The organism is Streptomyces sp. NPDC022910 (assembly GCF_055561075.1).
Genome location: NZ_JBVHHL010000004.1, coordinates 1 through 25,478 on the forward strand (window position 1 = coordinate 1; position 25,478 = coordinate 25,478).

General features: G+C 69.6%; 23 protein-coding genes. 10 read left to right on the forward strand and 13 right to left on the reverse strand.

Going from position 1 to position 25,478, the window contains the following annotated elements; genetic code table 11:
* Positions 1 to 1,315: YibE/F family protein (locus ACZ3TS_RS04900; RefSeq protein WP_467613664.1), on the reverse strand; the 1,315-nt coding region annotated here is incomplete at its 3' end.
* A 778-nt stretch (positions 1,316 to 2,093) separates the two neighbouring features.
* On the opposite strand from ACZ3TS_RS04900, the gene ACZ3TS_RS04905 reads away from it, so the two are divergent.
* Positions 2,094 to 4,163: a putative Ig domain-containing protein gene (locus ACZ3TS_RS04905; RefSeq protein WP_467613665.1), complete on the forward strand. Its 2,070-nt coding sequence runs from the start codon at positions 2,094 to 2,096 to the stop codon at positions 4,161 to 4,163.
* A gap of 583 nt (positions 4,164 to 4,746) precedes the next feature.
* Here ACZ3TS_RS04905 and ACZ3TS_RS04910 read toward each other — a convergent pair.
* A complete protein-coding gene (locus ACZ3TS_RS04910) occupies positions 4,747 to 6,087 on the reverse strand; it encodes a S53 family peptidase (RefSeq protein ID WP_467613666.1) in 1,341 nt (446 codons plus the stop codon).
* 700 nt (positions 6,088 to 6,787) lie between these two features.
* Between ACZ3TS_RS04910 and ACZ3TS_RS04915 the strand changes: the two genes are divergently transcribed.
* The 3 genes from ACZ3TS_RS04915 (at position 6,788) to ACZ3TS_RS04925 (ending at position 9,928) form a co-directional block, all read left to right on the forward strand.
* Entirely contained in the window at positions 6,788 to 8,008 is a 1,221-nt protein-coding gene (locus ACZ3TS_RS04915) for a S53 family peptidase (RefSeq protein WP_467613667.1), read from the forward strand.
* A gap of 863 nt (positions 8,009 to 8,871) precedes the next feature.
* Positions 8,872 to 9,207 (forward strand): ArsR/SmtB family transcription factor, encoded by a 336-nt coding sequence (locus ACZ3TS_RS04920; protein ID WP_467613668.1) that lies wholly within the window; start codon positions 8,872 to 8,874, stop codon positions 9,205 to 9,207.
* A gap of 1 nt (position 9,208) precedes the next feature.
* Positions 9,209 to 9,928, forward strand: a complete 720-nt coding sequence (locus ACZ3TS_RS04925) for a cation efflux transmembrane domain-containing protein (protein ID WP_467613669.1) — start codon at positions 9,209 to 9,211, stop codon at positions 9,926 to 9,928.
* Positions 9,929 to 10,182: 254 nt separating this feature from the next.
* On the opposite strand, the gene ACZ3TS_RS04930 is transcribed toward ACZ3TS_RS04925, so the two are convergent.
* Both ACZ3TS_RS04930 and ACZ3TS_RS04935 read right to left on the reverse strand, forming a co-directional pair.
* Positions 10,183 to 10,491, reverse strand: a complete 309-nt coding sequence (locus ACZ3TS_RS04930) for an ArsR/SmtB family transcription factor (protein ID WP_467613670.1) — start codon at positions 10,489 to 10,491, stop codon at positions 10,183 to 10,185.
* An 81-nt stretch (positions 10,492 to 10,572) separates the two neighbouring features.
* Positions 10,573 to 10,875, reverse strand: coding sequence for a hypothetical protein (locus ACZ3TS_RS04935; RefSeq protein WP_467613671.1), 303 nt, complete (start codon positions 10,873 to 10,875; stop codon positions 10,573 to 10,575).
* A gap of 732 nt (positions 10,876 to 11,607) precedes the next feature.
* On the opposite strand from ACZ3TS_RS04935, the gene ACZ3TS_RS04940 reads away from it, so the two are divergent.
* From ACZ3TS_RS04940 to ACZ3TS_RS04955, 4 genes are all read left to right on the forward strand, one after another.
* Positions 11,608 to 13,107 carry a Y4yA family PLP-dependent enzyme gene (locus ACZ3TS_RS04940; protein ID WP_467613672.1) on the forward strand — a complete coding sequence of 500 codons (1,500 nt, stop codon included), beginning with the start codon at positions 11,608 to 11,610 and terminating at the stop codon, positions 13,105 to 13,107.
* On the forward strand, positions 13,104 to 14,429 hold the full coding sequence (locus tag ACZ3TS_RS04945) for a pyridoxal-phosphate dependent enzyme (RefSeq protein ID WP_467613673.1): 1,326 nt from the start codon (positions 13,104 to 13,106) through the stop codon (positions 14,427 to 14,429). The genes ACZ3TS_RS04940 and ACZ3TS_RS04945 overlap by 4 nt, the downstream gene beginning before the upstream one ends.
* A 6-nt stretch (positions 14,430 to 14,435) precedes the next feature.
* Complete coding sequence (locus ACZ3TS_RS04950) at positions 14,436 to 15,641, forward strand: aminotransferase class V-fold PLP-dependent enzyme (RefSeq protein ID WP_467613674.1); 1,206 nt, start codon at positions 14,436 to 14,438, stop codon at positions 15,639 to 15,641.
* 92 nt (positions 15,642 to 15,733) lie between these two features.
* Positions 15,734 to 16,504, forward strand: coding sequence for a class I SAM-dependent methyltransferase (locus ACZ3TS_RS04955; RefSeq protein WP_467613675.1), 771 nt, complete (start codon positions 15,734 to 15,736; stop codon positions 16,502 to 16,504).
* A gap of 68 nt (positions 16,505 to 16,572) precedes the next feature.
* Here the strand turns inward: ACZ3TS_RS04955 and ACZ3TS_RS04960 are convergent, their stop codons facing one another.
* The 6 genes from ACZ3TS_RS04960 to ACZ3TS_RS04985 form a co-directional block, all read right to left on the reverse strand.
* Positions 16,573 to 17,454: a metal ABC transporter permease gene (locus tag ACZ3TS_RS04960; protein ID WP_467613676.1), complete on the reverse strand. Its 882-nt coding sequence runs from the start codon at positions 17,452 to 17,454 to the stop codon at positions 16,573 to 16,575.
* Positions 17,451 to 18,341, reverse strand: coding sequence for a metal ABC transporter ATP-binding protein (locus ACZ3TS_RS04965; protein WP_467613678.1), 891 nt, complete (start codon positions 18,339 to 18,341; stop codon positions 17,451 to 17,453). The genes ACZ3TS_RS04960 and ACZ3TS_RS04965 overlap by 4 nt, the downstream gene beginning before the upstream one ends.
* Before the next feature lie 11 nt (positions 18,342 to 18,352).
* The gene (locus ACZ3TS_RS04970; RefSeq protein WP_467613680.1) at positions 18,353 to 19,294 is read right to left on the reverse strand and encodes a metal ABC transporter solute-binding protein, Zn/Mn family; all 942 of its coding nucleotides are present in this window, start codon (positions 19,292 to 19,294) and stop codon (positions 18,353 to 18,355) included.
* Positions 19,295 to 19,350: 56 nt separating this feature from the next.
* Entirely contained in the window at positions 19,351 to 19,818 is a 468-nt protein-coding gene (locus ACZ3TS_RS04975; protein ID WP_467613681.1) for a Fur family transcriptional regulator, read from the reverse strand.
* A gap of 119 nt (positions 19,819 to 19,937) precedes the next feature.
* On the reverse strand, positions 19,938 to 20,330 hold the full coding sequence (locus ACZ3TS_RS04980; protein ID WP_467613683.1) for an SCO5389 family protein: 393 nt from the start codon (positions 20,328 to 20,330) through the stop codon (positions 19,938 to 19,940).
* Between the two features lie 50 nt (positions 20,331 to 20,380).
* Positions 20,381 to 21,340: an ATP-binding protein gene (locus tag ACZ3TS_RS04985; RefSeq protein WP_467613684.1), complete on the reverse strand. Its 960-nt coding sequence runs from the start codon at positions 21,338 to 21,340 to the stop codon at positions 20,381 to 20,383.
* Positions 21,341 to 21,500: 160 nt separating this feature from the next.
* On the opposite strand from ACZ3TS_RS04985, the gene ACZ3TS_RS04990 reads away from it, so the two are divergent.
* Positions 21,501 to 21,881 (forward strand): hypothetical protein, encoded by a 381-nt coding sequence (locus ACZ3TS_RS04990; protein WP_467613686.1) that lies wholly within the window; start codon positions 21,501 to 21,503, stop codon positions 21,879 to 21,881.
* Positions 21,882 to 22,069: 188 nt separating this feature from the next.
* On the opposite strand, the gene ACZ3TS_RS04995 is transcribed toward ACZ3TS_RS04990, so the two are convergent.
* From ACZ3TS_RS04995 to rpmF, 3 genes are all read right to left on the reverse strand, one after another.
* Complete coding sequence (locus ACZ3TS_RS04995) at positions 22,070 to 22,891, reverse strand: class I SAM-dependent methyltransferase (protein WP_467613687.1); 822 nt, start codon at positions 22,889 to 22,891, stop codon at positions 22,070 to 22,072.
* A gap of 75 nt (positions 22,892 to 22,966) precedes the next feature.
* Positions 22,967 to 24,148, reverse strand: coding sequence for a GTP-binding protein (locus ACZ3TS_RS05000; RefSeq protein ID WP_467613689.1), 1,182 nt, complete (start codon positions 24,146 to 24,148; stop codon positions 22,967 to 22,969).
* Positions 24,149 to 24,154: 6 nt separating this feature from the next.
* The gene (gene rpmF / locus ACZ3TS_RS05005) at positions 24,155 to 24,325 is read right to left on the reverse strand and encodes a 50S ribosomal protein L32 (RefSeq protein WP_391918786.1); all 171 of its coding nucleotides are present in this window, start codon (positions 24,323 to 24,325) and stop codon (positions 24,155 to 24,157) included.
* Between the two features lie 174 nt (positions 24,326 to 24,499).
* On the opposite strand from rpmF, the gene ACZ3TS_RS05010 reads away from it, so the two are divergent.
* Complete coding sequence (locus ACZ3TS_RS05010; protein WP_467613691.1) at positions 24,500 to 25,435, forward strand: metal ABC transporter solute-binding protein, Zn/Mn family; 936 nt, start codon at positions 24,500 to 24,502, stop codon at positions 25,433 to 25,435.
* Positions 25,436 to 25,478 lie beyond the last annotated feature (43 nt).

A 25,478-nucleotide genomic window follows, 5' to 3' on the forward strand; every position in this document is an offset into this window, starting at 1 on the left:
TACTCATGCTGAAGCCCTCACGCTTTGGTGATGAGACGGACCTTCCGGGCCGAAATGCCCGGATTGCTGAAATCTGTTGAGGATCAAAGCAACGGTTGGCTTCGTGCAGTTCCCAGACGGCCGAGGTCTGGGTGACGGTGACGTCGTCGAGCACGCCGAGGGAGCCGATGATGACGCCGGCGAGCAGGAGACCGCTCATGTCGAGCTTCGGATAGAGGCCGTGGATCAGGCCGGTTTGGTCGTCCGTGTTGCCGGTGAGGGCGGCCCAGCCGATGAACGCGGAACCCAGGATGCCGATCAGTGCCAGCGAGAGCAGGGTGCCGAGCACGGCCACCGAGGTGCGGGCCGACAGGCCGTGGCACATGTACAGGGCGATCAGCATGATGGCGCTCGAGCCGACCACCGCCACGAGCAGCGGGTTCGAGCCCTGGAGGACCGCGGGCAGGATGAAGAAGTTCAGCACCAGGAAGCTGATGGCCAGGGCAACCAGCGCCATCACGCCCCGCAGTCGGCCCACTACCACGACGGCGAGCGCGAAGATGCCGGCCAGCAGGCCCATCGGGAAGCGGCGGTTGACGTCGGTGACCGAGTACTGCAGGTCCTTGGGCGCGGAGGGTTCGTAAGCAGTGACGACCTTCTCGCCCTGGTGCAGCTGCCGCGCCTGGTCGGGCTGCACGATCTCGGTGAAGGTACGGCCCTTGTCCTTGCCGGTGTCGACCCGGATCGTGGCCTTGTGGCAGGTGCCGTTCGCCTCCTGCTGGGCGGAGGTGCCCTCGGCGGTGGAGGTGTCGCCGGTCGGGGTCTCGCCGGAGGCGTTCACCGACTTGCAGCTCACCTCGACGACTTTGGTGACCGTCGCCTGCTGGGTCTGCTGGTCGAAGCCGACACCGGCGCGCTTGTGCGGCGGGGCTCCGCCCGGCCACAGTACGACGAGCCCCACCACGACCGCGGCGGTGAAGGGGATCAGGATCGCCGCGATGACCTTGCGTAGGTGCCGGGAGACCGGTGCGGCGGGCCCGTGGCTGTGACTGTGGCCGTGCGAGTGGCCGTGTCCGTGTCCGTCGGCTCCCGCTTCGGGGCTGTGACCGGAGCCATGTTCGGCGGCGGTCGCTGGTGCGTGCCCGTGGCCTGTCGCCTGAGAGAGGGGGAGGTGGCCCGCGTCGGCATCGGGTCCGTAGCCGGGGTGAGGTATCGACTCAGGAGGATTCCCGTACCTGTAGTCGTGGCCGTACTCGCTCGTGCGACCACCTCTGGGTCGGGGCGGGTCGCCGACCCGGTTCCAGTCTCCGGCGCTCTGCCGGTCAGCGGTTCCCATGCCGTCTCCCTCGCGGTTGTCCGTGCCCCCTCCGGAGCCGGTCCTGCGCGGCGGCTCTGAGGAAGAGTACGGGAACGGCTGTGGCGTGGTCTCAGTCCGAGCATCGCCAGAAGATCGAGCGTTCTGCTCACCATGCCTGGATCATGAACCTCTTCACCGGCCGCATTTTCCGCGCCGCCCCCGGGGTGCGTGCCGCGAAACTCCCGTCGCCATTGGAGGAGCACGGCTCCTCTGCGGGTGTGCGGCATGGCGCGAACGGGCGTGGTCGGGCCGTAGACCCGGTCACTCTCGGGGCTGGAAAGCCCTTGCGGTGCGTTCCCGACGCAGGTGGCCAGATGCGGCGCGGCGGTGCGCGGCCGGCTGACGTCATGTGGCTCGTCGAGAGTGCCGCAGGCGCCGGGCAACGGTGAGAAGAGCTCTTGTGGGTGCCGTGGGTCCGGAGGGGAGTGCAGGCTGATCAGCAGAATGAGCCCCACCACGGAAGAGGCCATCGAGGCCCACCAGGGTCAGCTCTGGGCCCAACCCCTGGCCAGCACGCGCCGGCCCCCATGAGGGGGCCAACCGCATTCTATGGAGAAGCAAAGAATTCGACCCGGTACTGCCCGGTAGAACCCGTTCCGGTCTACGTTCCCCTCGCACCCTGTCATGTCACGCTCACCCGGCCTGGCAGGGCGCTGCGATTGTCATGCTCCTGACTGCGCGGTTCCACCGCCGCTACGCGCAATCACGGGCCTGCCCATCCAGTGCGATACCCCACGTCAACCGGAGGCAGTACCCCATGCGTGAGTCACACCCGAGCGGGCGGAGACGGAGTCTGCGAAGACTTCTCGCCGTCGCCTTCCCCGCCCTCACTCTGACCGTCGCCGGATTCACCGCCGCACCGACCGCCGGCGCCCAGCCTGCCGCGACCCACCCTCAGACCTCCAAGGTCACGCAGAACAACAAGGCACTGACCGCCCCCGCGCGGCAGACCTACCACTCCACCGGCAAGGCCGGCCAGAAGGTGCCGACCCAGCACCTGTGCGCCACCGCCGAGCCGGGTCAGGCGTCCTGTTTCGCCCAGCGCCGCACCGACATCAAGCAGCGGCTCGCCTCGGCGCTCGCCGCCGCCGCGCCCTCCGGCCTGTCCCCGGCCAACCTGCACAGCGCCTACAACCTGCCCACCGCGGCCGGTTCGGGCATGACCGTCGGCATCGTCGACGCCTACAACGACCCCAACGCCGAGTCGGACCTGGCCACCTATCGCTCGACGTACGGCCTGTCCGCCTGCACCAAGGCCAACGGCTGCTTCAAGCAGGTCAGCCAGACCGGTTCCACCACCTCGCTGCCGACCAACGACAGCGGCTGGGCCGGTGAAGAGATGCTCGACATCGACATGGTCAGCGCGGTCTGCCCGAACTGCAGCATCATCCTGGTCGAGGCCAACTCCGCGAGCATGGCCGACCTCGGCACCGCCGAGAACGAGGCCGTCGCGCTCGGCGCCAAGTTCGTCTCCAACAGCTGGGGCGGCTCCGAGTCCTCCACGCAGACCAGCGACGACACCTCGTACTTCAAGCACCCGGGCGTCGCGATCACCGTCTCCTCCGGTGACTCCGCCTACGGCGCCGAGTACCCGGCGACCTCCCAGTACGTGACCGCCGTCGGCGGCACCGCGCTGACGACCTCCTCCAACTCCCGTGGCTGGAGCGAGTCGGTGTGGCACACCAACTCCACCGAGGGCACCGGCTCCGGCTGCTCGGCCTACGACCCGAAGCCGAGCTGGCAGACCGACTCCGGCTGCAGCAAGCGCATGGAGGCCGACGTCTCCGCCGTCGCCGACCCGGCCACCGGCGTCGCGGTCTACGACACCTACGGCGGTTCCGGCTGGGCGGTCTACGGCGGCACCAGCGCCAGCTCGCCGATCATCGCCTCCGTCTACGCCCTCGCGGGCACCCCGGGCGCAAGCGACTACCCGGCGAAGTACCCGTACTCCCACAGGGGCAACCTGTACGACGTGACCAGCGGCAACAACGGCAGTTGCTCCCCGTCCTACTTCTGTACCGCGGGCACCGGCTACGACGGCCCGACCGGCTGGGGCACCCCGAACGGCACCGCCGCCTTCACCTCCGGCTCCAGCACCGGCAACACGGTGACCGTCACCAACCCGGGCAGCCAGTCGACCACCACCGGCGGCTCGGTCAGCCTGCAGATCAAGGCCACCGACAGCGGCGGCGCCTCGCTCACCTACAGCGCGAGCGGCCTGCCGACCGGGCTGTCCATCAACAGCTCCACCGGCCTGATCTCCGGTACGGCGTCCACCGCCGGCACCTACCAGGTCACGGTCACCGCGAAGGACTCCACCGGCGCCTCCGGCTCGACGTCCTTCACCTGGACCGTCGGCACCGGCGGCGGTGGCTGCACCTCTTCCCAGCTGCTGGCCAACCCGGGCTTCGAGTCGGGCAGCACCGGGTGGAGCGCGACGAGCGGTGTCATCACCAACGACTCCGGTGAGGCGGCGCACAGCGGCTCGTACTACGCCTGGCTGGACGGCTACGGCTCCTCGCACACCGACACGCTGTCCCAGTCGGTGACGATCCCCGCGGGCTGCAAGGCGACCCTGACCTTCTACCTGCACATCGACACCTCGGAGACCACCAGCAGCACCCAGTACGACAAGCTGACGGTCACCGCCGGTTCGACCACCCTGGCGACGTACTCGAACCTCAACCACAACTCCGGGTACGTGCAGAAGACCTTCGACCTGTCCTCGCTGGCGGGCCAGACGGTCACCCTGAAGTTCAACGGCGTGGAGGACTCCTCGCTGCAGACCAGCTTCGTCGTGGACGACACCGCCCTGACGACCGGCTGACCCTTGCAGCACCTGATCCCGCTCGCGCCCGTGGTGCTGCACGTCTGCACCAAACGGTCGGCCGCGGCGAGTCGCACAGCCCTGACGGCGGTCAACTCAGGCTTCGCCAGCGTGCGTTCACGGCTGCGTGCCCCGCGCGGCGGCCGGACGAGCGGGGGCGCGCAAGAGTGGCAGGTGGTTCGGCGAGGCCGGGCCCGCCGGTCTGCGCCCAGTGCAGGAGGTCGTCAGTGCAGTCGTCGTCCATGGCGAAGCCGACTCGGACGGCACGGCCGCCGACCTGACGGCCGGCACCGGAGGGCTGGACGAGACGGTGACGTTGGCCTGGCTGCAGGAGCCGAGGCAGTCCGTCGTATGCCCTGCAAGCCGTGCTCGGCCGCGCTGTCGCGCAGCCGTTCCGGTTGCCGGAGACGTGGTCGGTGTCGAGGTGCTTGCGCGGGTTGCCGCAGTGGCGGCCTCGGCACACGACGACGGGGTGCAGGGCAGGGGAGCGGCTGCCCGGATCACACTGAGACGAGGAAAGGGTTGGGCCCGCGCCGCAGCAGTGCGGCGCGGGCCCAACCCTTGGCGGCAGACAGCGCCGCCGTCAGAAGGCGCCGGTGCCGTTGGGCGTGCCGAGGCCGGTCGGCCCGTCGTACTTGGGCCCCGCGGTGCACAGGTAACTGCCTCCGCAGGATCCGTTGCTGCCCGCAGTGACGTCGTTGAGCGCCGAGGTGTGGGTGTACGGATACGAGCCGCCCATGACCTGAGAGGTGTTTCCGGCCAGTGCGTAGACGCTCGCGATGATCGGCGACGAGACGCTGGTGCCTCCGACTTCGACCCATCCGTCGGCACCCTGTGCGACGCCGAGCTGAAGCTCAGTGTCGCACAGCAGTCCGCCGCCGCAGCTGTTGTATGTGTCGTAGACCGCCACCCCGGTGTTGGGGTCGGCGACCGCGGACACGTCGGCGACGGTGCGCTTGGCGCATCCGGAGTCATGCTGCCAGGACGGCTTGGGCTCGTACGCCGAGCAGCCCGAGCCCGCGCCACTCCAGGCCGTCTCGCTCCAGCCACGCGAGTTGGACGCCTTGCGCAGCGCGGTGCCGCCCACGGCGGTGACGTACGGGGAGGAGGCTGGCCAGGAGGCGCCGTAACCGGAGTCACCCGAGCTCGCTGTGATCGCGACACCGGGGTGGTGGAAGTGCGAGTCGAAGGAGGTGATGGTGTTGTCCTCGGACCCGCCCCAGCTGTTGGACACGGAGACGACGCCCGAGGTGGTGGCGGCGGTGTCCTCGGCCTTCATGAGATCCGCGACGTTCGCCGACTTCGCCTCGACCAACAGGATGTGGCAGCCCGGGCATGTCGCCGAGACCATGTCGAGGTCGAGGCTGATCTCCTCGGCCCACCCGTAGTCACCGGAGGGCAGCGGTGATGCCTGCCCACGCTGATTCACCTTGCGGAAGCAGCCGTTGGCGGTGGTGCACGACGGCAGACCATACGCGCGGCGGTAAGCGGCCAGGTCCGACTCGGCGTTCGGGTCGTTGTAGGCGTCGACGATGGCCACCGTCCGGCCGGATCCAGAGGCACCGCCCAGTTTGTAGGCGGAACGCAGATCGGACGGCACGTATCCCGCCGTGGTCGGGGATCCGGTGGTGAACGGTGACATGCGGCCCGAGGCGGTGCGGTGGTCCTTCAGGAGGCCGAAGCAGCGGGCCTGTCCGGCTTGCGCGGGGTGGGCGCAGCCGAAGCCTGTCGTACCCGCGGAGGTGGACGCGAGCGGGGCGGACGAGAGGGCGGCGGCCTGGGCACAGGTGGCCAGGCCGACGGTGAGGGCGGTGCCGGTGAGCGTGAGCATCGCGGTGAGGGCCGCTGCCGTCCGCCGCAGCCGGCGTCTCGGTCGGTGGCGGTGGATCACCGGGGATCCGGAGGGTATCTGGCGTCGGTGCATCAAGCCTCCGTGCGGTTCGAGGGGGTTCGGAAGGGCCACATGGCGAAAAGCAGCATTGCCAGACGGCATGTCAGGTGAGCTGCAGACCGGAGGTCTCACCATGGGGCCGCCGTCTTCTGCTGGTCAAGGCCATGCCAATGCAGGTCTTGTAAGGCTGCCGCGGTGAGTGAGTGAACCGATGTTGGTGATCGCGTGTCCGCGGTAGTACTCGCCACGGAGCCACGAAAACTCCTGCGCACCTGTGGGATGGGTTTCCTGACTGGGCGCCGGCTCCTGCCGAGCCCGGGACCGCACGCCGACTGCACATCCGCGACGGGCAAGCGTCGAGGCCGGGGTGCCTCCGTGCTGGTCACCGCGAGAGCGTCCTGTCCGCCTGCAGCGCGGCGAACGACTGCTCGGCCGGGCACAGTGCCCTCCGGGGAACTGCTCCAGGGTCCCCGTGGAACCAGTACCGGGACCGTAGGAGGCGCCCGGCTCGGTCAAGCCATGGGCGGGCCGATTTTCGGCCATGACTTGCTCAGGGAACTCACATGAATCACCCAGGAATGGCAAAGGAACGGTTCCGCTTTCAAGCGCATCTTGTTGACGTGGCCCCGACATTCATACGTTCTGCGCGACCCCGGCGCACAACCCGCGCAGAGGTCGTACCGCGCACCCCCCACAGCCCTTCCCAGTTCACCCACTATGTGAAGGACGTACGTTGCGCAGAACCGTTTCCCTCGCCGCCGTGGCCACGCTCGCTACGGCCGCACTCGCCCTGGCCGCACCGGTCGGCCAGGCAGCCCAGGCCACCACCTCCCCTTCCCACGGCGTCACCGTCGCCCACGCCTGCGCGACCCCGACGAAGAAGGGCGAGATGGCCTGCAACGCCCTTCAGGTCACCGCGGGTACCCCGAAATCGGCGCATGCCGAGAGCGACCTGACCGCGGCCGCCGCGCCCTCCGGCTACGGCCCCGCCTCGCTGCAGTCGGCCTACAGCCTGCCCTCCGCGAGCGGCGGTTCGGGGCAGACGGTGGCGATCGTCGACGCCTACGACGACCCGAATGCCGAGGCCGACCTCGCCGTCTACCGCTCCCAGTACGGCCTTTCGGCCTGCACCACCGCCAACGGCTGCTTCAAGAAGGTCGACCAGAGCGGCGGCACCCACTACCCGCGCGGCGACTCGGGCTGGGCCGAGGAGATATCGCTCGATCTCGACATGGTCAGCGCGGCCTGTCCGAATTGCAAGATCCTGCTGGTGGAGGCCAGTTCGGCGAGCATGACCAACCTCGGCACGGCCGTCAACACCGCCGTGCGGCTGGGCGCGAAGTTCGTCTCCAACAGCTACGGCGGCTCCGAGTCCTCCAGCGACGCGACGTACGACTCCAGCTACTTCAACCACCCGGGTGTCGCCATCACCGTCTCCTCCGGCGACAACGGCTACGGCGTGGAGTACCCGGCCGCGTCCAAGTATGTGACGGCGGTGGGCGGTACGTCCCTGAAGACCGCGTCCACCTCTCGCGGCTGGACCGACACGGTGTGGAGCGGGGCGGGCTCCGGCTGCTCCAAGTACGACGCCAAGCCCAGCTGGCAGAAGGACACCGGCTGCACCAACCGCACGGTGGCGGACGTCTCGGCGGTCGCCGACCCGAACACCGGTGTCGCGGTCTACGACAGCTACCGGTCGGCCACCGGCTGGATGGTCTTCGGCGGCACCAGCGCCTCCTCCCCGCTGATCGCGGCGGTCTACGCGCTGGCCGGCGCCCCGTCCAGCGGCTCCTCCCCGGCGTCCTTCCCGTACGCCCACACCTCGGCCCTGTACGACGTCACCAGCGGCTCCAACGGCAGCTGCGGCGGCTCCTACCTCTGCACCGGCACCACCGGATACGACGGCCCGTCCGGGCTCGGCGTCCCCAACGGCACCGGCGCGTTCACCGGCTGACCATCTCCGTTCCGTGCACCGCGCGGAGGACGCCGGATCCCGTGCCACGGCACTCCTGGTCCTCCGCCACCGGGCCGGAGCCGGCATCGATGCCGGCTCCGGCCTCTTGAGTTCGATGGGGCCATCACACCGGTCCGCATCTGGGAGAGCTCCCGCTCAGGAACATCACGGCGGCTGAACTCCGCGCGTACATCCCCACTTTGGAGGCGTCTCCTGGTCGAGTACCGGCGTGGCATCCTGTCCCAGCTGTCCGGCATTCTGGAGAAACGGCCAACTCTGTCGCGCTCGGTTGCCGCGGGCTGAGGGGCACTCCTTCGGCTCTGTGCAGCGTGTGGGAGCGCGGTGTGGGCTGGGGGCTGTGCACAGGTGATCCGCCCTGAACGAACGGCAGCGCGGTCTTCTCCAACGCGTCGCGGCCGATGAAGAGCCTGAAGCCTGGTTGCCGGGGGAGGGGCGCACGGCCTGTGCCCTGCGCGACTGTGGGCTTCTGACGGTCGGCCGGGCTGGAGGGCGCTGCCGCGCGGAGGTCACCGAGGCCGGCCGCTTCTACATCCGGCATGGCCGTCGCCCCGACGATCCAGCGTTCGACGGCCGTGGCGTCCACGGGGTCTCTGCCGGGCCTCCAGTGTCGACGGAAGCAGGTGTGCTGCGCGGAGATGCGCGTCGCAAGCGCAGTCCGGCGCCTTGCTCCACGGGCCTCGGTCTGCGCGCGAGCTCGGCGGCTCAGGTGGATCAAGAGGTCACCGTGCGGTGGGCTCGCGCCATCAACACCGACGAGTGAGGAAGCGGCAAGTGTTGACGCGCATAGGCGCCCCGAGGATTCACGATTGCATGGATTCAGAAATCTCTGTACCTTCGATGGTGTGCTGACTCTCGCGCCTGACATCGAAGTGCTGGCCCGGTTCGGCCGCGCGCTCGCCGACCCGATCCGCTGTCGGATCCTGCTCGCCCTGCGCGAGGCCCCGGCCCATCCCGCCGACCTTGCCGACGGCCTGGAGATCTCGCGCACCCGGCTGTCGAACCATCTGGCGTGCCTGCGCGACTGCGGCCTGGTCGTCGCGGTGCCGGTCGGCCGGCGCACCCGCTACGAGCTGGCCGACGAACGCCTCGGCCACGCACTCGACGACCTGCGCACCGCCGTGGTGGCCGTCGAGGCTGACCGCGCCTGCCGGGACACGGACGAGAAGGGCTGCTGCTGAGATGACCGCCGAGACAGCGATATCCCTCGGGCCATCCCCGGCCCGCCGGGACGCGCTCGCGAAGCGGATACGGCTGTTGGTCGCCGCGACCATCACCTACAACGTCATCGAGGCGATCGTCGCCGTCACCGCCGGCGCCCTCGCCTCCTCCACCGCCCTGATCGGCTTCGGCCTCGACTCGGTCATCGAGGTGTCCTCCGCCGCCGCGGTCGCCTGGCAGTTCTCCGCCCGCGACCACGCGGTACGCGAAGCACGGGAGCACCGCACCCTGCGGATCATTGCCGTCTCCTTCTTCGCGCTCGCCGCATACGTCACCTTCGACGCCGTCCGCGCCCTGACGGGCACTGGGGAGGCGGAGCGGTCGATTCCCGGCATCGTCATCGCCGCCCTTTCGCTCGCGATCATGCCGTTCCTCTCCGCCGCCCAGCGCAAGGCCGGACGTGAACTGGGCTCCGCCTCCGCGGTCGCCGACTCCAAACAGACGCTCCTGTGCACCTACCTCTCCGCCGTACTCCTGGCCGGACTGCTCCTCAACGCCACACTGGGTTGGTCCTGGGCTGATCCGATCGCCGCCCTGGTCATCGCCGCTGTCGCGATGAAGGAAGGCGGGGACGCCTGGCAGGGCAAGGGCTGCTGTGCACCCCCCGCTGCCTCTGCGGCCACCTCGGCGGCGGAGCCGGACGCCTGCGCCTGCCGTCCCGGGTGCGACTGCTGCAACTGATCGTCAGCCGTCACTACCGACCGGTCCCAGCGGCTCGCCGCGAACCGGCGGCGTACGCCGAAGACGACGGTGCCGACGGGCGCGCCCGCACGCGACGTGTCGCTCGAGGTGGGGGTAACGCGCCGTCGGCCGCGGAGGTGGCATTGCAGAACGCGACCACCGCCGCGGCAGCGACCATGTGAGTGCCGATGCCGACGGCCGCCCGACGTGTTCGCCGGACCGCCGTCGATGAGTGAGGTGCCGCAGGGTGGTGGCTACTCCTGCGCATGCCGGATGGCGTCGAGCACGATGTGCGCCACATGGTCGTCTGTCAGGCTGTACTGCGTCTCGCGAGCCTGACGCCGGGCCGTCACGATGCGGGAGGTGCGCAGCACCCTCAGGTGCTGCGAGACCAGCGGCTGACTGACGCCGAGGGCGGTCACCAGTTCGTGGACGTACTTCCCGCCGCCGGACAGCTCACGCACGATGCCGATGCGCACAGGTGATGCCAGAGCGCGTAGCAGGTCGCTGGCGGCCTGCAGGGTCTGCAGCGGCTCGTCCGCAGGGGAAGGGGAAGTCGTCATATGCACACATTAGCATATGAAAATGATTTCCGATTTGGTTGCGTTCAGGGTTGCCTGCTGCGGCATTGTCCGCGGGCGGCCCTAGTGGTCGTCCCAGTGTCCCTCATGGGCGGCGTGGCGGTGGCCGTCATGCAGGTAGTCGGTGTGGTCCTCGTGCGGCACTGCGACATGGCCGCAGCCCTCGCCGTGCTGGTGGTCGTGTCCCTGGTGGGTGGCGTGACCGGTGTTGGCGCACTCGTCGACGTGGCCGTCGTGCACTCGGTGGATGTGTCCGTCGTGGGCGTAGTCGGTGTGGTCGCCGTGCGGGAGGGCGACGTGGCCGCAGCCCTCGCCGTGGGTGTGGGCGTGGTTGTCGTGGGTGCGGTGGTCGGTGGCGGTGGACATGAGGGCTCCTTGCTGTGGCCGTGCCGTGCGGCGCTGATGGTCGGCGCGTGGTGTTGTATTGCGACATTAACATATGGCGATCCCTGCATGCATTGCGGGCGGTGGCGTGTCAAGGAGCTGTCAAACCTCGGCAATATGTGGGAATTCTTCCAGGTGTACTGGGCTGGGCCTTGCCTCCGTGTTCCCGGAGCCGCTCTCTGAGCCGCCCGGGCAGCGCCGGTCCGGGCCTCGCCGAACTGCCGCCCCAGTGCGGGAACGGTTCGCCGTCGCGGTCGTACCGCGGGTGATCTCGTGGCGCTGACGGCGCTCGTGCCGTTCCGGAGTTGCCCCTCGGCGGCGCAGTCGTCGGCCATGTCCCCGAGTGACGCGAGGCAGGTCCGCTGCGCCGGGGGGCCGCCGGTACGGGTCCGCCCTTGAGCTGTCGAAGAGGTCGGTCATCGCGCTGCAGCCCGATCCCGATCCCGATCTCGATCCCGAGCCCGATGGCGACGAGATGACGAAATGGCGGCGTTCGGCGTGATCAGTGTGAAACGTGTGCGGGCATGAGGTGGTTCGCCGCGGTCGGGAGACTGTCGCGGTGTCGGCGGGTGCGCTGCGTCCCGGGCTTAGATACTCATGTGACCGGAAATGATTACCCCCGAACCGTTGGTGGAGTCGCTGCCGGTGTCTGGCGGAGGCGTCTCGGGGCGACCGAGAGCCGCAGCCGGCCGAGGCACGGGGGAGGGGCCTGGCGTGCGTGCGCCCTTGTATCTGCAGCCGCGACTGGAGCCACCGCTCACCGCGTTGCTGGAGGCCGTGCCGTTCCTGCACTCCCTCGTCGACGGGCTCGGATCGCCGCTCAACGTGCTGCTGCCCGACCGGATCGCCGAGAACGCGGAGCGTTTCCGCGCCGTGTACCGCAAGCATCACCTCACCGGCCGGGTGTTCTTCGCGCACAAGGCGAATCGCTCCAGCGCCCTCGTACGGCGGCTGGCGGCGACCGACCCGGTCGAGGTGGGCGTCGATGTGGCCTCGCTCGGCGAACTGCGGCACGTCCTGGGCGCCGGTTTCACCCCCGGCCGGGTGATGAGCACCGGCCCCAAGGACCCGGAGTTCCTGTGGCTGGCCGCCCGCGCCGGGGTGACCGTGAACGTCGACTCGCACTCCGAACTGGACCAACTCGCCGAGCTGGTAAGGAAATACGCGCTGCCCCGGGTCGATGTCCTGCTGCGGCTGTCCGAGTTCGCGACGGCCGCCGGCTCCGGCGTGAAGGTGCTGTCCCGGCGCAGCCGCTTCGGCTCCCCACCGGGGGAGGTGAAGGCGCTGCTGGACGCGGCCGAGCGGCATCGGGACGCCGTCGAGCTGATCGGCGTCGGATACCACCTGGACACGACTGGACTGGCGGAGAAGGCCGTCGCCCTGGAGCACTGCGTCATGGCCATGGACGAGTGCCACGCCCGGGGCCTGGCGCCGCGCGTCATCGACATCGGCGGCGGCTTCGGAGTCGGCTATGTCGCCGACGCCGGCCAGTGGGAGCGCTACACCACCGAACTGACCAATGCCGTGCTCGGCACCCGCCCCGCACTGACCTGGCGGGGCCACGGCTACGGCCTGCGCAACGAGGGCGGCACGCTGCGCGGGGCGCTGGGTCTGTATCCGGCCCACCGCCCGTCCGCCGGGCCCGGGTATCTCGACGACCTCCTCTCCGTGCCGTCCCCGTCCTTGGGCCGCCCGCTGGGCACCGTGCTCCTTGAGCAGCTCTACGAGCTGTACACCGAGCCGGGGCGGGCTCTCGTCGACCAGTGCGGGCTCACCCTGGCGCGGGTGCTCGACGTACGCCGTACCGCTGCGGGCCCGCCTCTGGTGCGCCTGGGCATGAACGCCGGAGACGTGAGTCTGGAGGAGCACGGCGTCCTCGTCGATCCCCTCCTCCTGCCCCGTACGGAGAACAACGGCACGAACGGCGACGAGGAGGACAACCCGGCCGGGGTCGGCGTCCACCTCGTCGGAAATCTCTGCCTGGAGGCCGATCTGATCACCCGCCGCACCGTCTTCCTGCCCAGGCTGCCACGCCCCGGCGACCTGCTGGCCTTCGCCAACACCGCCGGCTATGCGATGGACTTCCACGCCCACGCCGCACAACAACAGCCCGTCGCCCGCAAGATCGCCGTCGTACGGGACGGCGACGCCTGGCGCTGGTGTCTCGACGAGGAGTACTGGCCGGTCACGTACCCGGGGGGAGTGGTGTCATGAGGTACGACAGCATTACGGAAGCCATAGGCAACACCCCGCTGGTGCGCATCGACCCCGCCGTGCACGGCCTGCGCAACATCGACCTGTACGCCAAGCTGGAGCTGCTCAACCCCTTCGGCTCGGTCAAGGACCGCTCCGCCTGGAACATGGCACGCCGGGAACTGGCCGGTGCGGCGGAGCGCGGCGAGACGGTCGTGGAGCTGTCCAGCGGCAACACGGCGAAGGCCCTGGCGCTCCTCGCGGGCATGTACGGCCTGAAGTTCAAGAGCGTCACCAACCGCATGCGGGTGCCGGAGATCAAGGAACTGCTTCTCCTGCTGGGTGCCGAGATCGAGGAGTTGCCCGGGCAGAGCGAATGCCTCGACCCGACCGACACGGACGATCCGCTGACCCGTTTCCACCAGACGCTGGCCGAGCCGGGGGCCGCCTATCTGCACACCGACCAGTACTTCAACCCGCGCAACACCGAAGCGCATGCGGCGGGGACCGGGCCGGAGATCGTCAAGGACCTGGACGGGCGGGCCCCGGACTGGTTCATCGCCTGCGTGGGCACGGCCGGCTCGTCGACCGGCGTGGCCAGGGTGCTGCGTGACCACGACCCGGACGTCGGGGTCATCGGCCTCGTCGCGCACAAGTCGGACTTCATCCCGGGCATCCGCACCATTGACGAGGTGCAGCAGGTCGGTCTTTTCGACCCGGCGACGTACGACACGATCGAGTCGGTGACCGCCGACGAGGCGATCGACGGGATGCTGACCCTGATCCGCCGCTGCGGACTGCTCGCCGGCCCGACCGGCGGCGCCGCCTATCACGGCGCGGTACGCCATCTCCGTTCCCTCGACGAGGAGCTGACGGAGCGCCGGACAGCCGTCTTCATCGTCTGCGACCGGGCCGAGAGCTATCTGAGCTACGTACGCCAGCGCCGCCCCGAACTCCTCGGCAAGCCGCCCCGGAAGAACTCGGCGGCGGCCCTCACGGACGCCGAGGTGCGGGCGGAGGCCGCGGTCATCGACACCGAGGGCGCCCGGCAGTGGATGGCGAGCGAGCGCCCGCCCCTCGTCGTCGACCTGCGCGGCCCGCACGCGTATGCCGCGCTGCACATCGACGGCTCGGTCAACATCGTCGACGAGCTCTTCGACGAACTCGTGCGCGGCGGCCTGCCCTTCAGCAAGAACCGGCCGGTGCTGCTGGCCTGCCCGGTCGGCGAGAAGTCCGCCCGCTACGCCGCGCTGCTCACCCGCATGGGCCACCCGGACGTGCGCAGCCTGTCCGGCGGCATCGTCGCCTGGCGGGACGCGGGCGCCCCCCTGGTCCGGGACTGACCGGCCATGCTCGACGACGAACTGAAGGAACTGGCGTCCTGGCAGCAGGAGATACGGAGCCGGTTCCCGATCATCACCGGGCACCCGGAGCTGGCCTACCTCGACAGCGCGGCCACCTCCCAGAAGCCGCAGGCCGTCCTCGACGCCGTACAGACGTACCTGACGACGGCGAACGCCAACGCCGGGCGCGGTACCTACCCGTGGGCCAACCGGACGACCGCGCTGGTGGAACGGACCCGGCGGCGCGTCAAGGAGTTCCTCGGTGACCCCGATCCGGACTCCGGCCGATCCGCCGTCCACTTCGTCGGCGGGACCACCGAGGGGCTGCGGACCGTCGCCCGCGACTGGCTCACCACACACCTCACCGACGGCGACGAGATCCTTGTTCCGTACGCCGACCACCAGGCGAACCTGCTCCCCTGGCTGGAGGCCCGGCGACAGCTGGCCGAGCGGGGCGTTCAGGTGGAGGTGCGGGGACTGCCGTACCAGGTGGAGTCCGGCGACTACGACCACCGGGCGTTGCCGGGGACCATCGGTCCGCGCACCCGTTTCGTCGCGGCAACCCACATCCACCACGTCTACGGCGGCGACATGAACGTGCACCGCCTCCGCGCGGCCGTCGGTCCGGACGTGCCGATCTGTCTGGACGCCGCCCAGAGCGTCGGCCACCTGCCGGTGTCGGTGACCGAACTCGATGTGGACTTCGTCGTCTTCTCCGGGCACAAGGCGTTCGCCCTGCCCGGCACGGGAGCCGTGTGGGCGCGCAACGCACCCGCACGCGGGCCGGAGTTCCGCCCCGGTGGCTGGCAGGGCACCCCCAACACGGTGGGCGTCGCCTCGCTCGAAGCCGCACTCGACTGGCTGGACGCCGCGGGCACCGACCGGATCGCACGGTGGACCACCGCCCTCGCGGCCCGGCTGACCGACGGGCTCCGCCACCTCGCCCCGTACGAGATCCTCGGCTGCCGGGCCAGTCTGGCCGCCGACTCCGCCGTACAGCGACGCCACGGCATCGTCGCCTTCCGGCACCACGGCATCCCCGCGGACGACCTCGGCTTCATTCTGTTCAGCCACGGCTTCATGGTCCGGGCGGACAGTCTCTGCCAGGCGGGCGCGGACGAGACGGCCGCTTCCGTACGAATCAGCGTCCATGCGTACAACACAGTGGAGGAAATCGACCGCTTGCTGTCCGTTCTCGCGTCACTGTGCTGACTGCGGGCCGAAAACGCGAATGGGAACCGTTTTCGTCTGTAGAGTCGGGCCTGTATCCAGGAACGGCGAGACGGCAGAGGTGGCACGACCGGATGGGCGTGAGCATGGCGACGGCCAAACTGTGGGTGGAACGCTGGGAGCGCCAGCAGCAGCGGTACGCCATCGACCGCGAAGAGCGCTTCACCGTGATCGCCGACGTCGTCGAGCACGTCACGGCCGGCCGTGCGCGACCGCTGCTTCTCGACCTGGGCTGCGGGCCGGGTTCGCTGGCCGCCCGGCTCGCCGCGCGCATGCCGGACGCCGACATTGTCGCGGTGGACATGGACCCGCTGCTCCTGGAACTCGCCCGCACCCACCACGCGTCCGCCGCCCGCTACGAGGAGACCGAGATCGGGGCCGACGGGTGGGCCGACAACCTCGGGCTGAACCGCCCCCTGGACGCGGCCGTCTCGACCACCGCCCTGCACTACCTCTCCGAACCGGTCCTGCTGCGCACCTACCGGCAACTCGCGGCCCTGCTGCGCCCCGGCGGCGTCCTCGTCAACGGCGACCACTTCGCCCAGGACGGCCCGCCCTGCTCGGACCTCACCGCGCAGGTCGGACGCCGCCGGGCCGAGCGCGCACGCACACACGCCCACGAGGACTGGCAGTCCTGGTGGACCGCGGCGGCCCGGGACCCGGAACTGGCCGACCTGTTCACCGAACGCGAGCAGCGACAAGCAGCACACGGCAACCACGGCGGAAACGACAACGCCGTGACCCTCGCCCGCCACACCGAACTGCTGCGGCGGGCGGGCTTTGACCACATCACCCCGGTCTGGCAGTTCGGCGACAGCCACGTCCTTGTAGCGGTCAAGGACTGACGGAGGCGGACGCACGTCCCACCGTCGCTCAGGCGGGTTGGTTGGGGCCGTCCTCCTGGCGCCGTCGCTCAGGCGGGTTGCGGGGCCGTCCTCCTGGCGCCCCACCGGCGGGTGCGGTACGTGCCTGCCAGCCGGCAGACGGCGTAGATGGTGAAGGAGATCGTCGTGACGTAGGGGCTGATGGGGATGGAGCTGCCCAGGGCCAGCAGGATGCCGCCCTCGATCGAGGCCACGGCGAAGAGCACGCTCAGCAGGGGCAGGAGCACCGGCGAGGCGGTGACGCGGGCGGCGGCCGCGGCCGGGGTGACGACGAGGGTGAGGACCAAAAGTGCCCCCACGACCTGGACCGACAGAGCGACCGCGAGCCCGAGCACGATCATGAACGCGAAGGACAGGCCGCGCACCGGAACCCCGCGGGCCTCGGCGACGTCCGGGTCGGCACTGGCGAAGGTCAGCGGCCGCCACATCACCGCCAGCGCGACGAGTACGACGGCCGACGTACCCAGCAGCCACGTCATCTGCGGGGTGTCCACGGCGACGATCTGCCCGGTGAGCAGGCCGAACTTGTTCGCCGCCCGGCCCTTGTAGAGGGCCAGGAAGAGCACCCCGAGGCCCAGGCCGAACGGCATGAGGATGCCGATGGCCGAGTTGCGATCGCGGGCCCGCGCGCCCAGGGCGCCGATCGCGCCGGCCGCGACGAGCGAGCCGACGATCGAGCCCGCCACCACGTTCGTCTCCAGCAGCAGCGCGGCCGAGGCGCCGGCGAAGGACAACTCGCTGATGCCGTGCACCGCGAACGGCAGGTCGCGCATGATGACGAAGACCCCGGCCAGGCCGCCGATCAGCCCGAGCGCGACGCCCGCGATGAGGGAGTTGCGGACCAGGGCGAGGAGCTCGCCGTAGTTGTCGTAGTTGAAGATCTGCTGCCAGATCCCGTCGGCGAGTGTCATGGGCGGACTCCGTCGCTCTCGTGGAGTTCCTGGGCGTGGTGTGGTTGGGCGGCCGGCCCGTCCGGGGCTCCGACGACCACGACCCGGCCGTGGACGCGGACGACGTCGACCTGGGTGCCGTACAGCCGGGACAGCGACTCGGAGGTCAGGACCTCCTCCGGGGTACCGACTCGGTGACCGCCCGGCGCCAGGTAGAGCACCCGGTCCACCAGGTCGAGCACCGGGTTGATCTCGTGGGTCACGAAGACCACTGCCGTGTCGTGGGTGCGGCGCCGGGCGTCGATCAGTTCGGTGACGGCCCGCTGGTGGTTGAGGTCGAGGGAGAGCAGCGGTTCGTCGCACAGCAGGATGCGGGGATCCGTGGCCAGGGCCTGTCCGATGCGCACACGCTGGCGTTCACCGCCGGACAGCAGGCCGAGGGGGACGTCTGCGTAAGCGCCGGCCCCGACCGCGTCGAGGATCTCGTCCACCCGGCCGCGTACGGCTCGCGTGCCCAGCCGTAGTCCGAAACGGTGACCGTCGATCCCGAAGCGCACCAGGTCGCGGGCCCGCAGCATGGCGTGCGCGGAGAGTGTCGCCTGCTGAGGGACGTAGCCGAGGTGCCGACTCGCCTCGCGGGGCGAGTGACCCATGACCGTCAGCGTGCCGGCGGACAGCTGCTGCCGGCCCAGCAGGGCCTTCACGAGGCTGGTCTTGCCCGACCCGTTCGGCCCGAGCACGGCCAGGAACTCCCCTGGCCGTACGTCGAGGTCGAGTCCCTGCCACACGGTGCGCGCGCCGTAGGACAGCGCGGCACCGCGGAGGCTGATCACCGGGGTGGCGCCGGCGTCGGCGCCGCCCCTCTCAGTGCGGGGCCTGTCGGCACGGGCCCGTGGAACGGAGGCCATGACCGGCCGCCTCACTTGCCCAGCGCCGCGGCGAGCGCATCGACGTTGGAGGTCATCCAGCCGAGGTAGTCCTTGCCCTTGGGCAGGGTCTCGGTGACGGGCACGACGGAGACGCCGGCCGCCTTCGCCGCGTTCTTGACCTTCTCGGTCTGCGGGCCGGAGGTCTGCGCGTTGTAGACCAGCGCCTTGACCTGCTTACCGCTGTACAGCGCGAGCGTCTCCTGGAGGATCTTCGGGGAGACGTCGTCGCCTTCTTCGATGGCCTCGCTGAAGTCGGCCGGCGTCTTGTTGACCAGGCCCGCTGCCTCGGTCATGTACAGCGGCACGGGCTCGGTGATGCCGATGGCCTCGCCGGCGTGCTTCTTCTTGATGTCCGCTTCCTTGGTCTCCAGGGACGTCAGCTTCGCCTTGAACGTCTCGGCGTTCTTGGTGAAGGTCGCGGCGCCGGCGGGGTCGGCCTTGCCGAGGGCCGCGGCGATCCGGTCGGCGATCTTGGCGACGGTGGGGAAGTCGTACCAGACGTGCTCGTTGAGCTCTCCGCCCTTGGGGGCGGTCTTGCCGGACACCTTGACCGCGTTGATCAGCTCGGCGGAGGAGTTGTTGCCGCTCTTCAGCATGCGGTCGATGAAGTCGTCGTAGCCGCCGCCGTTCTCGATGACGACCTTCGCCTTGGACAGGGCCAGCTGGTTCTGGGTGTTGGCCTCGTAGGAGTGCGGGTCCTGGTCGGGGTCGCTGATGACCGACGTGATGTCGACTTTGTCGCCGCCGATCTGCTTGACGATGTCGCCGTAGACGTTCGTGGAGGCGACCACCGGAACCACGGAGTCGGAAGCCGGGCTGGCCGAGGCGCCCCCGTCGCTTCCGGAGTCCGACGAGCTGCCGCAGCCGGCCAGCAGGGCCAGACCGGCACCGGATATCAGGGCCGCCAGGCGACGGGACGGGGACGCAGGCATGGATCCTCCACGACAGATGGGGCGATGTCACCGCCAACGCTAGATGGAAACGAATGTCAAGACCAGGTTTCAGTCTGATCATTATGAAAATCGTTGCCAAGTGTTGACTTCCCCTGGCACTGGTCGCAGATGCCGGTGAGTTCCACGGTGTGCTCGACCTCGGCGAATCCGGTGTCCGCGGCCACGCCGTCCGCCCATCGCTCGACGGCCTCCGCGTCCACGGCCCGGCTCAAGCCGCAGCGACGGCAGACCAGATAGTGCCGGTGTCCATCGGCGGGCCGTGGGCGGTAGAGGCGCTCACCTGCCTTTTCTCGTACGACGTCGACGTGCCCGTCCCGCTCCAGCGTCCGGAGGGTCCGGTAGACCGTGGTGAGCCCGACGGCGGTTCCTCCGGCCGTCAGTGCTTCGTGCAACTCCCGGGCGGAGATGAAGCCGGGGCAGTCGTGCAGTACGCGCAGCACGGCGTACCGCTGCCGGGTCAAACGCCAGTCCGGCAGCCGCTCCCCGGTCGACGAGCCGTGCACGGCGCACCTCCCGCGATGCTGGGATCGATTGGTCGTGCCAGGTTAGTTGAACATGATTTCCATGACTACTGTCAATTTTCGGGTGGTCACAGCGAGGTGAAGGCGTGAGGCATCCGGCCTCAGCAGTCGCGGAACTCCGGTGACTGGTTGAGGATCTGGGACCGCAGTGAGGTGAAGCGGGTGTGGGTCTCGCCGCCGCGTGCCTCGGGGTGGAAGGCGGCGACGCGGTGGCAGTTCTGGAAGGCCAGTGCCACCCCGAAGTGCCGTTCCAGGCTGGTGCGGATGGCGTCGCTGGACAGCGCCCGCAGCAGCTGGCCGCGTTCCTTCTCGGAGGGCGGAGGGGTCTGGTTGTCGGCGAACTCGCGCGTCCCGGAACGCAGTTCGGTGGCCAGACGGGCGACGAGGTCGTAGGCGTACGGCAGGGAGGTGCGGACCGTTTCCACGAAGTCCGCTTCCCGCACCTCGCCGTTCTCGGCTTCGGCGAGCAGCTGCGGGGAGACGTCGAGCGACATGAAGGGCTGTCCTGTTCTGTGGTGCTGTTCTTGAGACGGACGGGGTGGGCTCAGACGAGCGCGGCGAGAGCCGTGGGGCCGTGCTGGAAGTCCGGGTCTACCTGGGTGGCGAGGTCCTGGCCGGTGGCCTCGTTGGCCCAGGCGGCGGCGTTGCGCAGATGGAACTCGACGGCGTGACGCTGGAAGGCGGCCCAGTCCTTGGGGCGGGCGTCCACGGCCGCGCGCAGGCGCTCCAGCGTGCGCATGTTGTGCGCCTCCAACTCGCCGTGTTCGCGGCCCTGTTCCTGGGCGCGGACGTAGGAGGACTGCACGCAGTGGGCGATCAGGTCGTCGCCGACGTGGGTGCGGAGGAAGTCGAGGTCGTCCTCGCCGGTGACCTTGTTGCCGACGACGGCGACCGGGATGCCGAACTCGGCGGCGTGGTCGCGGTACTGGCGGTAGACGGAGACGCTCTTGCGGGTCGGTTCGGCGACCAGGAACGTCATGTCGAAGCGGGTGAACAGGCCGGAGGCGAAGGCGTCGGCGCCGGCGGTCATGTCGACGACGACGTACTCGCCCGCCTCGTCGACCAGGTGGTTGAGGTAGAGCTCGACCGCGCCCAGCTTCGAGTGGTAGCAGGCCACTCCGAGATCGCTCTCGCCGAAGGCGCCGGTGACCATCAGCGGGACGCCGGCCACTTCCTGCACGTGAGGGGAGTGGACCTCGTCCTCGCCCAGCAGCCGCAGCAGGCGGGAGCCGCGGCCCGGCGGGGTCGTCTTGACCATGGCGTCACGGGAGACGATCCGCGGATTGGCGCCCCGCAGGTAGTCCTTGATCTCGCCGGTCCGCGCGCTGAGCGGTGGCGCGGCGAACAGCTCGTCCTCGTCGAGGCCGAGCGCGTAGGCCAGGTGTTGGTTGATGTCGCCGTCGATCGCGACGACCGGCGCGCCCGAGCGCGCGAGGTGACGGGAGAAGAGGGCGGACAGGGTGGTCTTGCCGCTGCCGCCCTTGCCGACGAAGGCAACGCGCATCGCTAACCCCTATTGGAAATGGATGTCATGAGCATAGGCTGGTGGTGCACGGAACGGGTGTCAAATCACCCGAGCCTCAACTCCCTCGTCTGCCAGGCGAATTGGGGTGCTCGTGGCGCAAACAGGGGGTCTCTTTGACCATCGCGAAGGAGGTGCGGAGATGAGTGACGCCGTACGCGACCCTCGGGCTCGTCCGTTCACGCTCGTCGTCTGCGGGGCCTGTGACGCCGCCGCGACCGGGCGGGTGAGAGAGGCGTTGCGCCAGGTGGTCCGGGGCTGCCCGCACGCCGTCATGGTCTCCACGGGCTGCCTGGAGACGGTGCTGCACTGTCGCAGCGGGCACGGCCTGTACGCCGCCGTGCAGCCGTGCGCGGTCGACCGCAGGCCCACCGGTGCCGTTGTACGCCTGGGCCCGCTCGTCACCGAGGCCGACGCCGAGGAGGTCGGGAGCTGGTTGCGGGCCGGAATGCCCGACGACGGCACGCTGCCCGACCGGCTCCGCGCGGCCCCCGCTCCAGGGCGGGCGGCCCACCTCAACTGACGGGCTGTTCCTGGGCGTGCCGGATGGCGTCCAGCACGATGTGGGCGACGTCGTCGTCGGTAAGGGCGTACGGCCATGGTGCCCGCGGGCGGCCGCCGGCGAGGGGTGCCCGGCATCGACCGATCGCCAGGCACGTGTCGGCCCTTCTCAGCGGCCCGGAGTCGCCCTGACCGCCGGCCGGCTGATACTCAGGGCAGCTGAACGAGGTTGAGCCGGTACTCCTCGACCTGCGGCAGCCGCTGCTCGGCGAGGCCGGCCAGCATCTCCCTGTATGCGGCGGGCAGTTCGTCGTACATCCGGGGTGGGAGTGCGCTGAGCGTGTGGGACGCGAGGATCCGGGCTTCCGGTCGCCAGACGGTGAGTTCGGCCGGATCCGCGCAGGTCCACTGCATCCGGGCCTCGACCTTGCTCAGCGCGTCGTGCTGGTCCTGGGTGTCGATGATGCCTGGGCCGGCGGTGTCCAGGGCCAGCAGCGAACCGGGGAAGCGTCCGGCGATCAGGCCGACGACGTGGCGGACCTGCGCCTCGCTCAGGAACGGCAGCACGGCCTCGGCGGAGAAGAGGTACGGGCCCGGGGATTTCACCGCGTCGGTCCATGACTCGTCGGTCACCGACGCGGCGATCATCGTCCGGCGCGGGCTGTCGGTGAAGAAGGTCCGGCGCAGGTCGATCACGTCGGGCAGGTCGAGGTCGAACCAGTGTGCCTGGCCGTTGTCGAGGCGTTCGTGGCGGGTGTTGAGTCCGACACCGATCTCCACCACGGTTCCGGTCGGGTGGGCCGTGAGGAAGTCCGTGACCCACCGGTCGAACAGGCTGGTGCGCAATACCGTGCCGATCAGGCTGGGCAGGTTGTCGAAGCGCGCGAAGTCGTAGTCGATCGACGCGACGATGTCCTCAGCCCGGGGGTCGCGCAACGCTGGTTGCGGTTTGCGGTTCTCCACCGCGCGGCCGTACAGCGGGATGAGGAGCGTCTCCTGGACTGTACCCAGGTGCGCACCGCGTTCTGTCATGGTGGGCCTCCCTCGCTCGGGGTGTACCGGGCCGGGCGGCGCCGTGGCTGCGAACCCCCGCCCGGCCCGGAGTCTTCAGACGTACGTCATCGGCATCGGCGCCTGCTCGGTGTGCTCGTGCTCGCAGGTGTCGTCGATGCCGTAGGTGTCCCACGCGGGGAACGGATCGCCCGACACGTTCTCGCCGTCCGCCATGAGACAGTCGGTGAGGGCGGATCGGAGCGCCTCGGAGTGCAGGTGCGTGCCGATGAAGACGAGTTCCTGGCCGCCAGGGCTGTCGTCGTCGCGGGCGGCGGACGGCTCGAAGCGGGCGACGGAGCCGGCCTGCGACCAGAGACCCGTTACGTGCGGGCGGCTGGCGAGCGTGAAGAAGCCCTTGGAGCGCAGGATCTGCCCGTACGCGCCGCTGTCGAGCTCCTTGGTCACGAACGACCACAACCGGCCGGGGTGGAAGGGAAGTTCGGAGCGGAAGACGGTGGAGGAGATGCCGTACTCCTCCGTCTCCGGGACGTGGTCGCCGTTGAGTTCCATGACCCAGCCGGGTGCTTGTTGGGCGCGTTCCAGGTCGAACAGCCGGGTGCCGAGGACATCCCGGACAGCGATCCGGCCGTGGACGGCGGGGACGATCCGGGCGACGGGGTTGAGGCGGGTGAGCGTCGCCCGCAGCCGGTCGGCGGTGTCGGCGTCCACCAGGTCGAGCTTGTTGAGGACGATGACGTCGGCGAACTCGATCTGGTCCATCAGCAGGTCGCTGACGGTGCGTTCGTCGTCCTCGTACTGGTCGAGTCCGCGCTCGACGAGTTCGTCGCCGCCCGCCAGCTCGGGCAGGAAGTTCGCGGCGTCGACGACCGTGACCATGGTGTCCAGCCGGGCCAGGTCGTCGAGGGTGGCACCGTCGTCGCGGACGAAGGCGAAGGTGGCGGCCACGGGCATGGGCTCGGAGATGCCGGACGACTCGATGAGGAGGTAGTCGAAACGGCCCTCGCGGGCGAGGCGGTCGACCTCCTCCAGCAGGTCGTCGCGCAGGGTGCAGCAGATGCAGCCGTTGGTCATCTCGACCAGGCGTTCCTCGGTGCGCGAGAGGGCCGCCTCGCCGCCGCGCACGAGGGCGGCGTCGATGTTGACCTCGCTCATGTCGTTGACGATGACCGCGACGCGCAGGCCCTCGCGGTTGCCGAGGACGTGATTGAGCAGGGTCGTCTTGCCTGCGCCGAGGAACCCGGACAGGACGGTGACGGGCAGTCGCTCGTAGTCCATCGCCGGTCAGCCCTCCGGATGCAGCAGCCCGCGCTCGTACGCCTTGGCCAGTCGCTGGGGGACGAGGTAGGTGGAGCCGTCGACCGTGATCGGCACGAGTTGCGGCGTGGCGGCCTTCCACTGGGCGCGGCGGTGGCGGGTGTTGCTGCGGGACATCTTCCGCTTGGGAACGGCCATGAGCGTCTCCTAGGTCGGTGGGCGCCACAGACGCTACATGAAAATGGGATCCATTACTAAGCGGTAGGTCAAGAGCTGGCAACGGTTCACGGTGGAAAGTGCTCGTGGAATGGTTTTGAAAATCATGTTCACATAACCTGTGTGGCGTCCCGCCCACAGAAGGAGATCCCCGCCATGCGCCCCGCCCTGATCCGCCGCACCCACTCCGCACTCGCGGTCACCCTGTTGGGACTTGGCGCGAGCGCCTGCTCCACGGTGGCCTCCTCGGACTCCGCCACCTCTTCGGACGGGCCGATCCCGGTGGTGGCCGCGGAGAACTTCTGGGGCAGCATCGCCCAGCAGCTCGGCGGCAGCCAGGTGAAGGTCACCAGCGTCATCAACAACCCCAACGCCGACCCGCACGACTACGAACCGACCGCCGCCGACGGCCGGAGCGTCGCCACCGCCCGCTACGCCATCGTCAACGGCATCGGCTACGACGCCTGGGCCGACAAGCTGCTGTCCGTCAACCCGAACAGCGACCGTGCGGAACTCAAGGTCGGAGACGTCGTCGGACTCAAGCCCGGTGACAACCCTCACCGCTGGTACTCCCCGGACGACGTCGACAAGGTCATCGAGAAGATCACCGCCGACTACAAGAAGATCGACCCCGGCCACGCTGCGTACTTCGACTCCCGCAAAAAGGCGTTCGAGGACAAGACCCTCGCCCCGTACAACGAGCTGACAGCCGGCATCAAGAAGACCTACGCGGGCACGCCGATCGGGGCCTCGGAGTCCATCGTCAGCCCGCTCTCCGACGACCTCGGCCTGAAGATGCTCACCCCCGAGTCCTTCCTCGAAGCCGTCAATGACGGCACCGACCCGACGGCCAAGGACAAGGCAGCCATCGACCGGCAGATCGCCGACAAGAAGATCAAGATCTACGTCTACAACAGCCAGAACTCCACCCCTGACGTGCAGGCTCAGGTCAACGAGGCCAAGGCGCAGGGCATCCCGGTGGTCACCGTGACCGAGACGCTCACCCCGGCCGGCGCCTCCTTCCAGGAGTGGCAGGTACGGCAGCTGCGCGAGCTGAAGAGCGCGCTGGCCGAGGCGACGGGCAAGCGATGAGCTCCGAAACCGTACGGCGCCGGGTGCCGGCACCTCGGGCGGA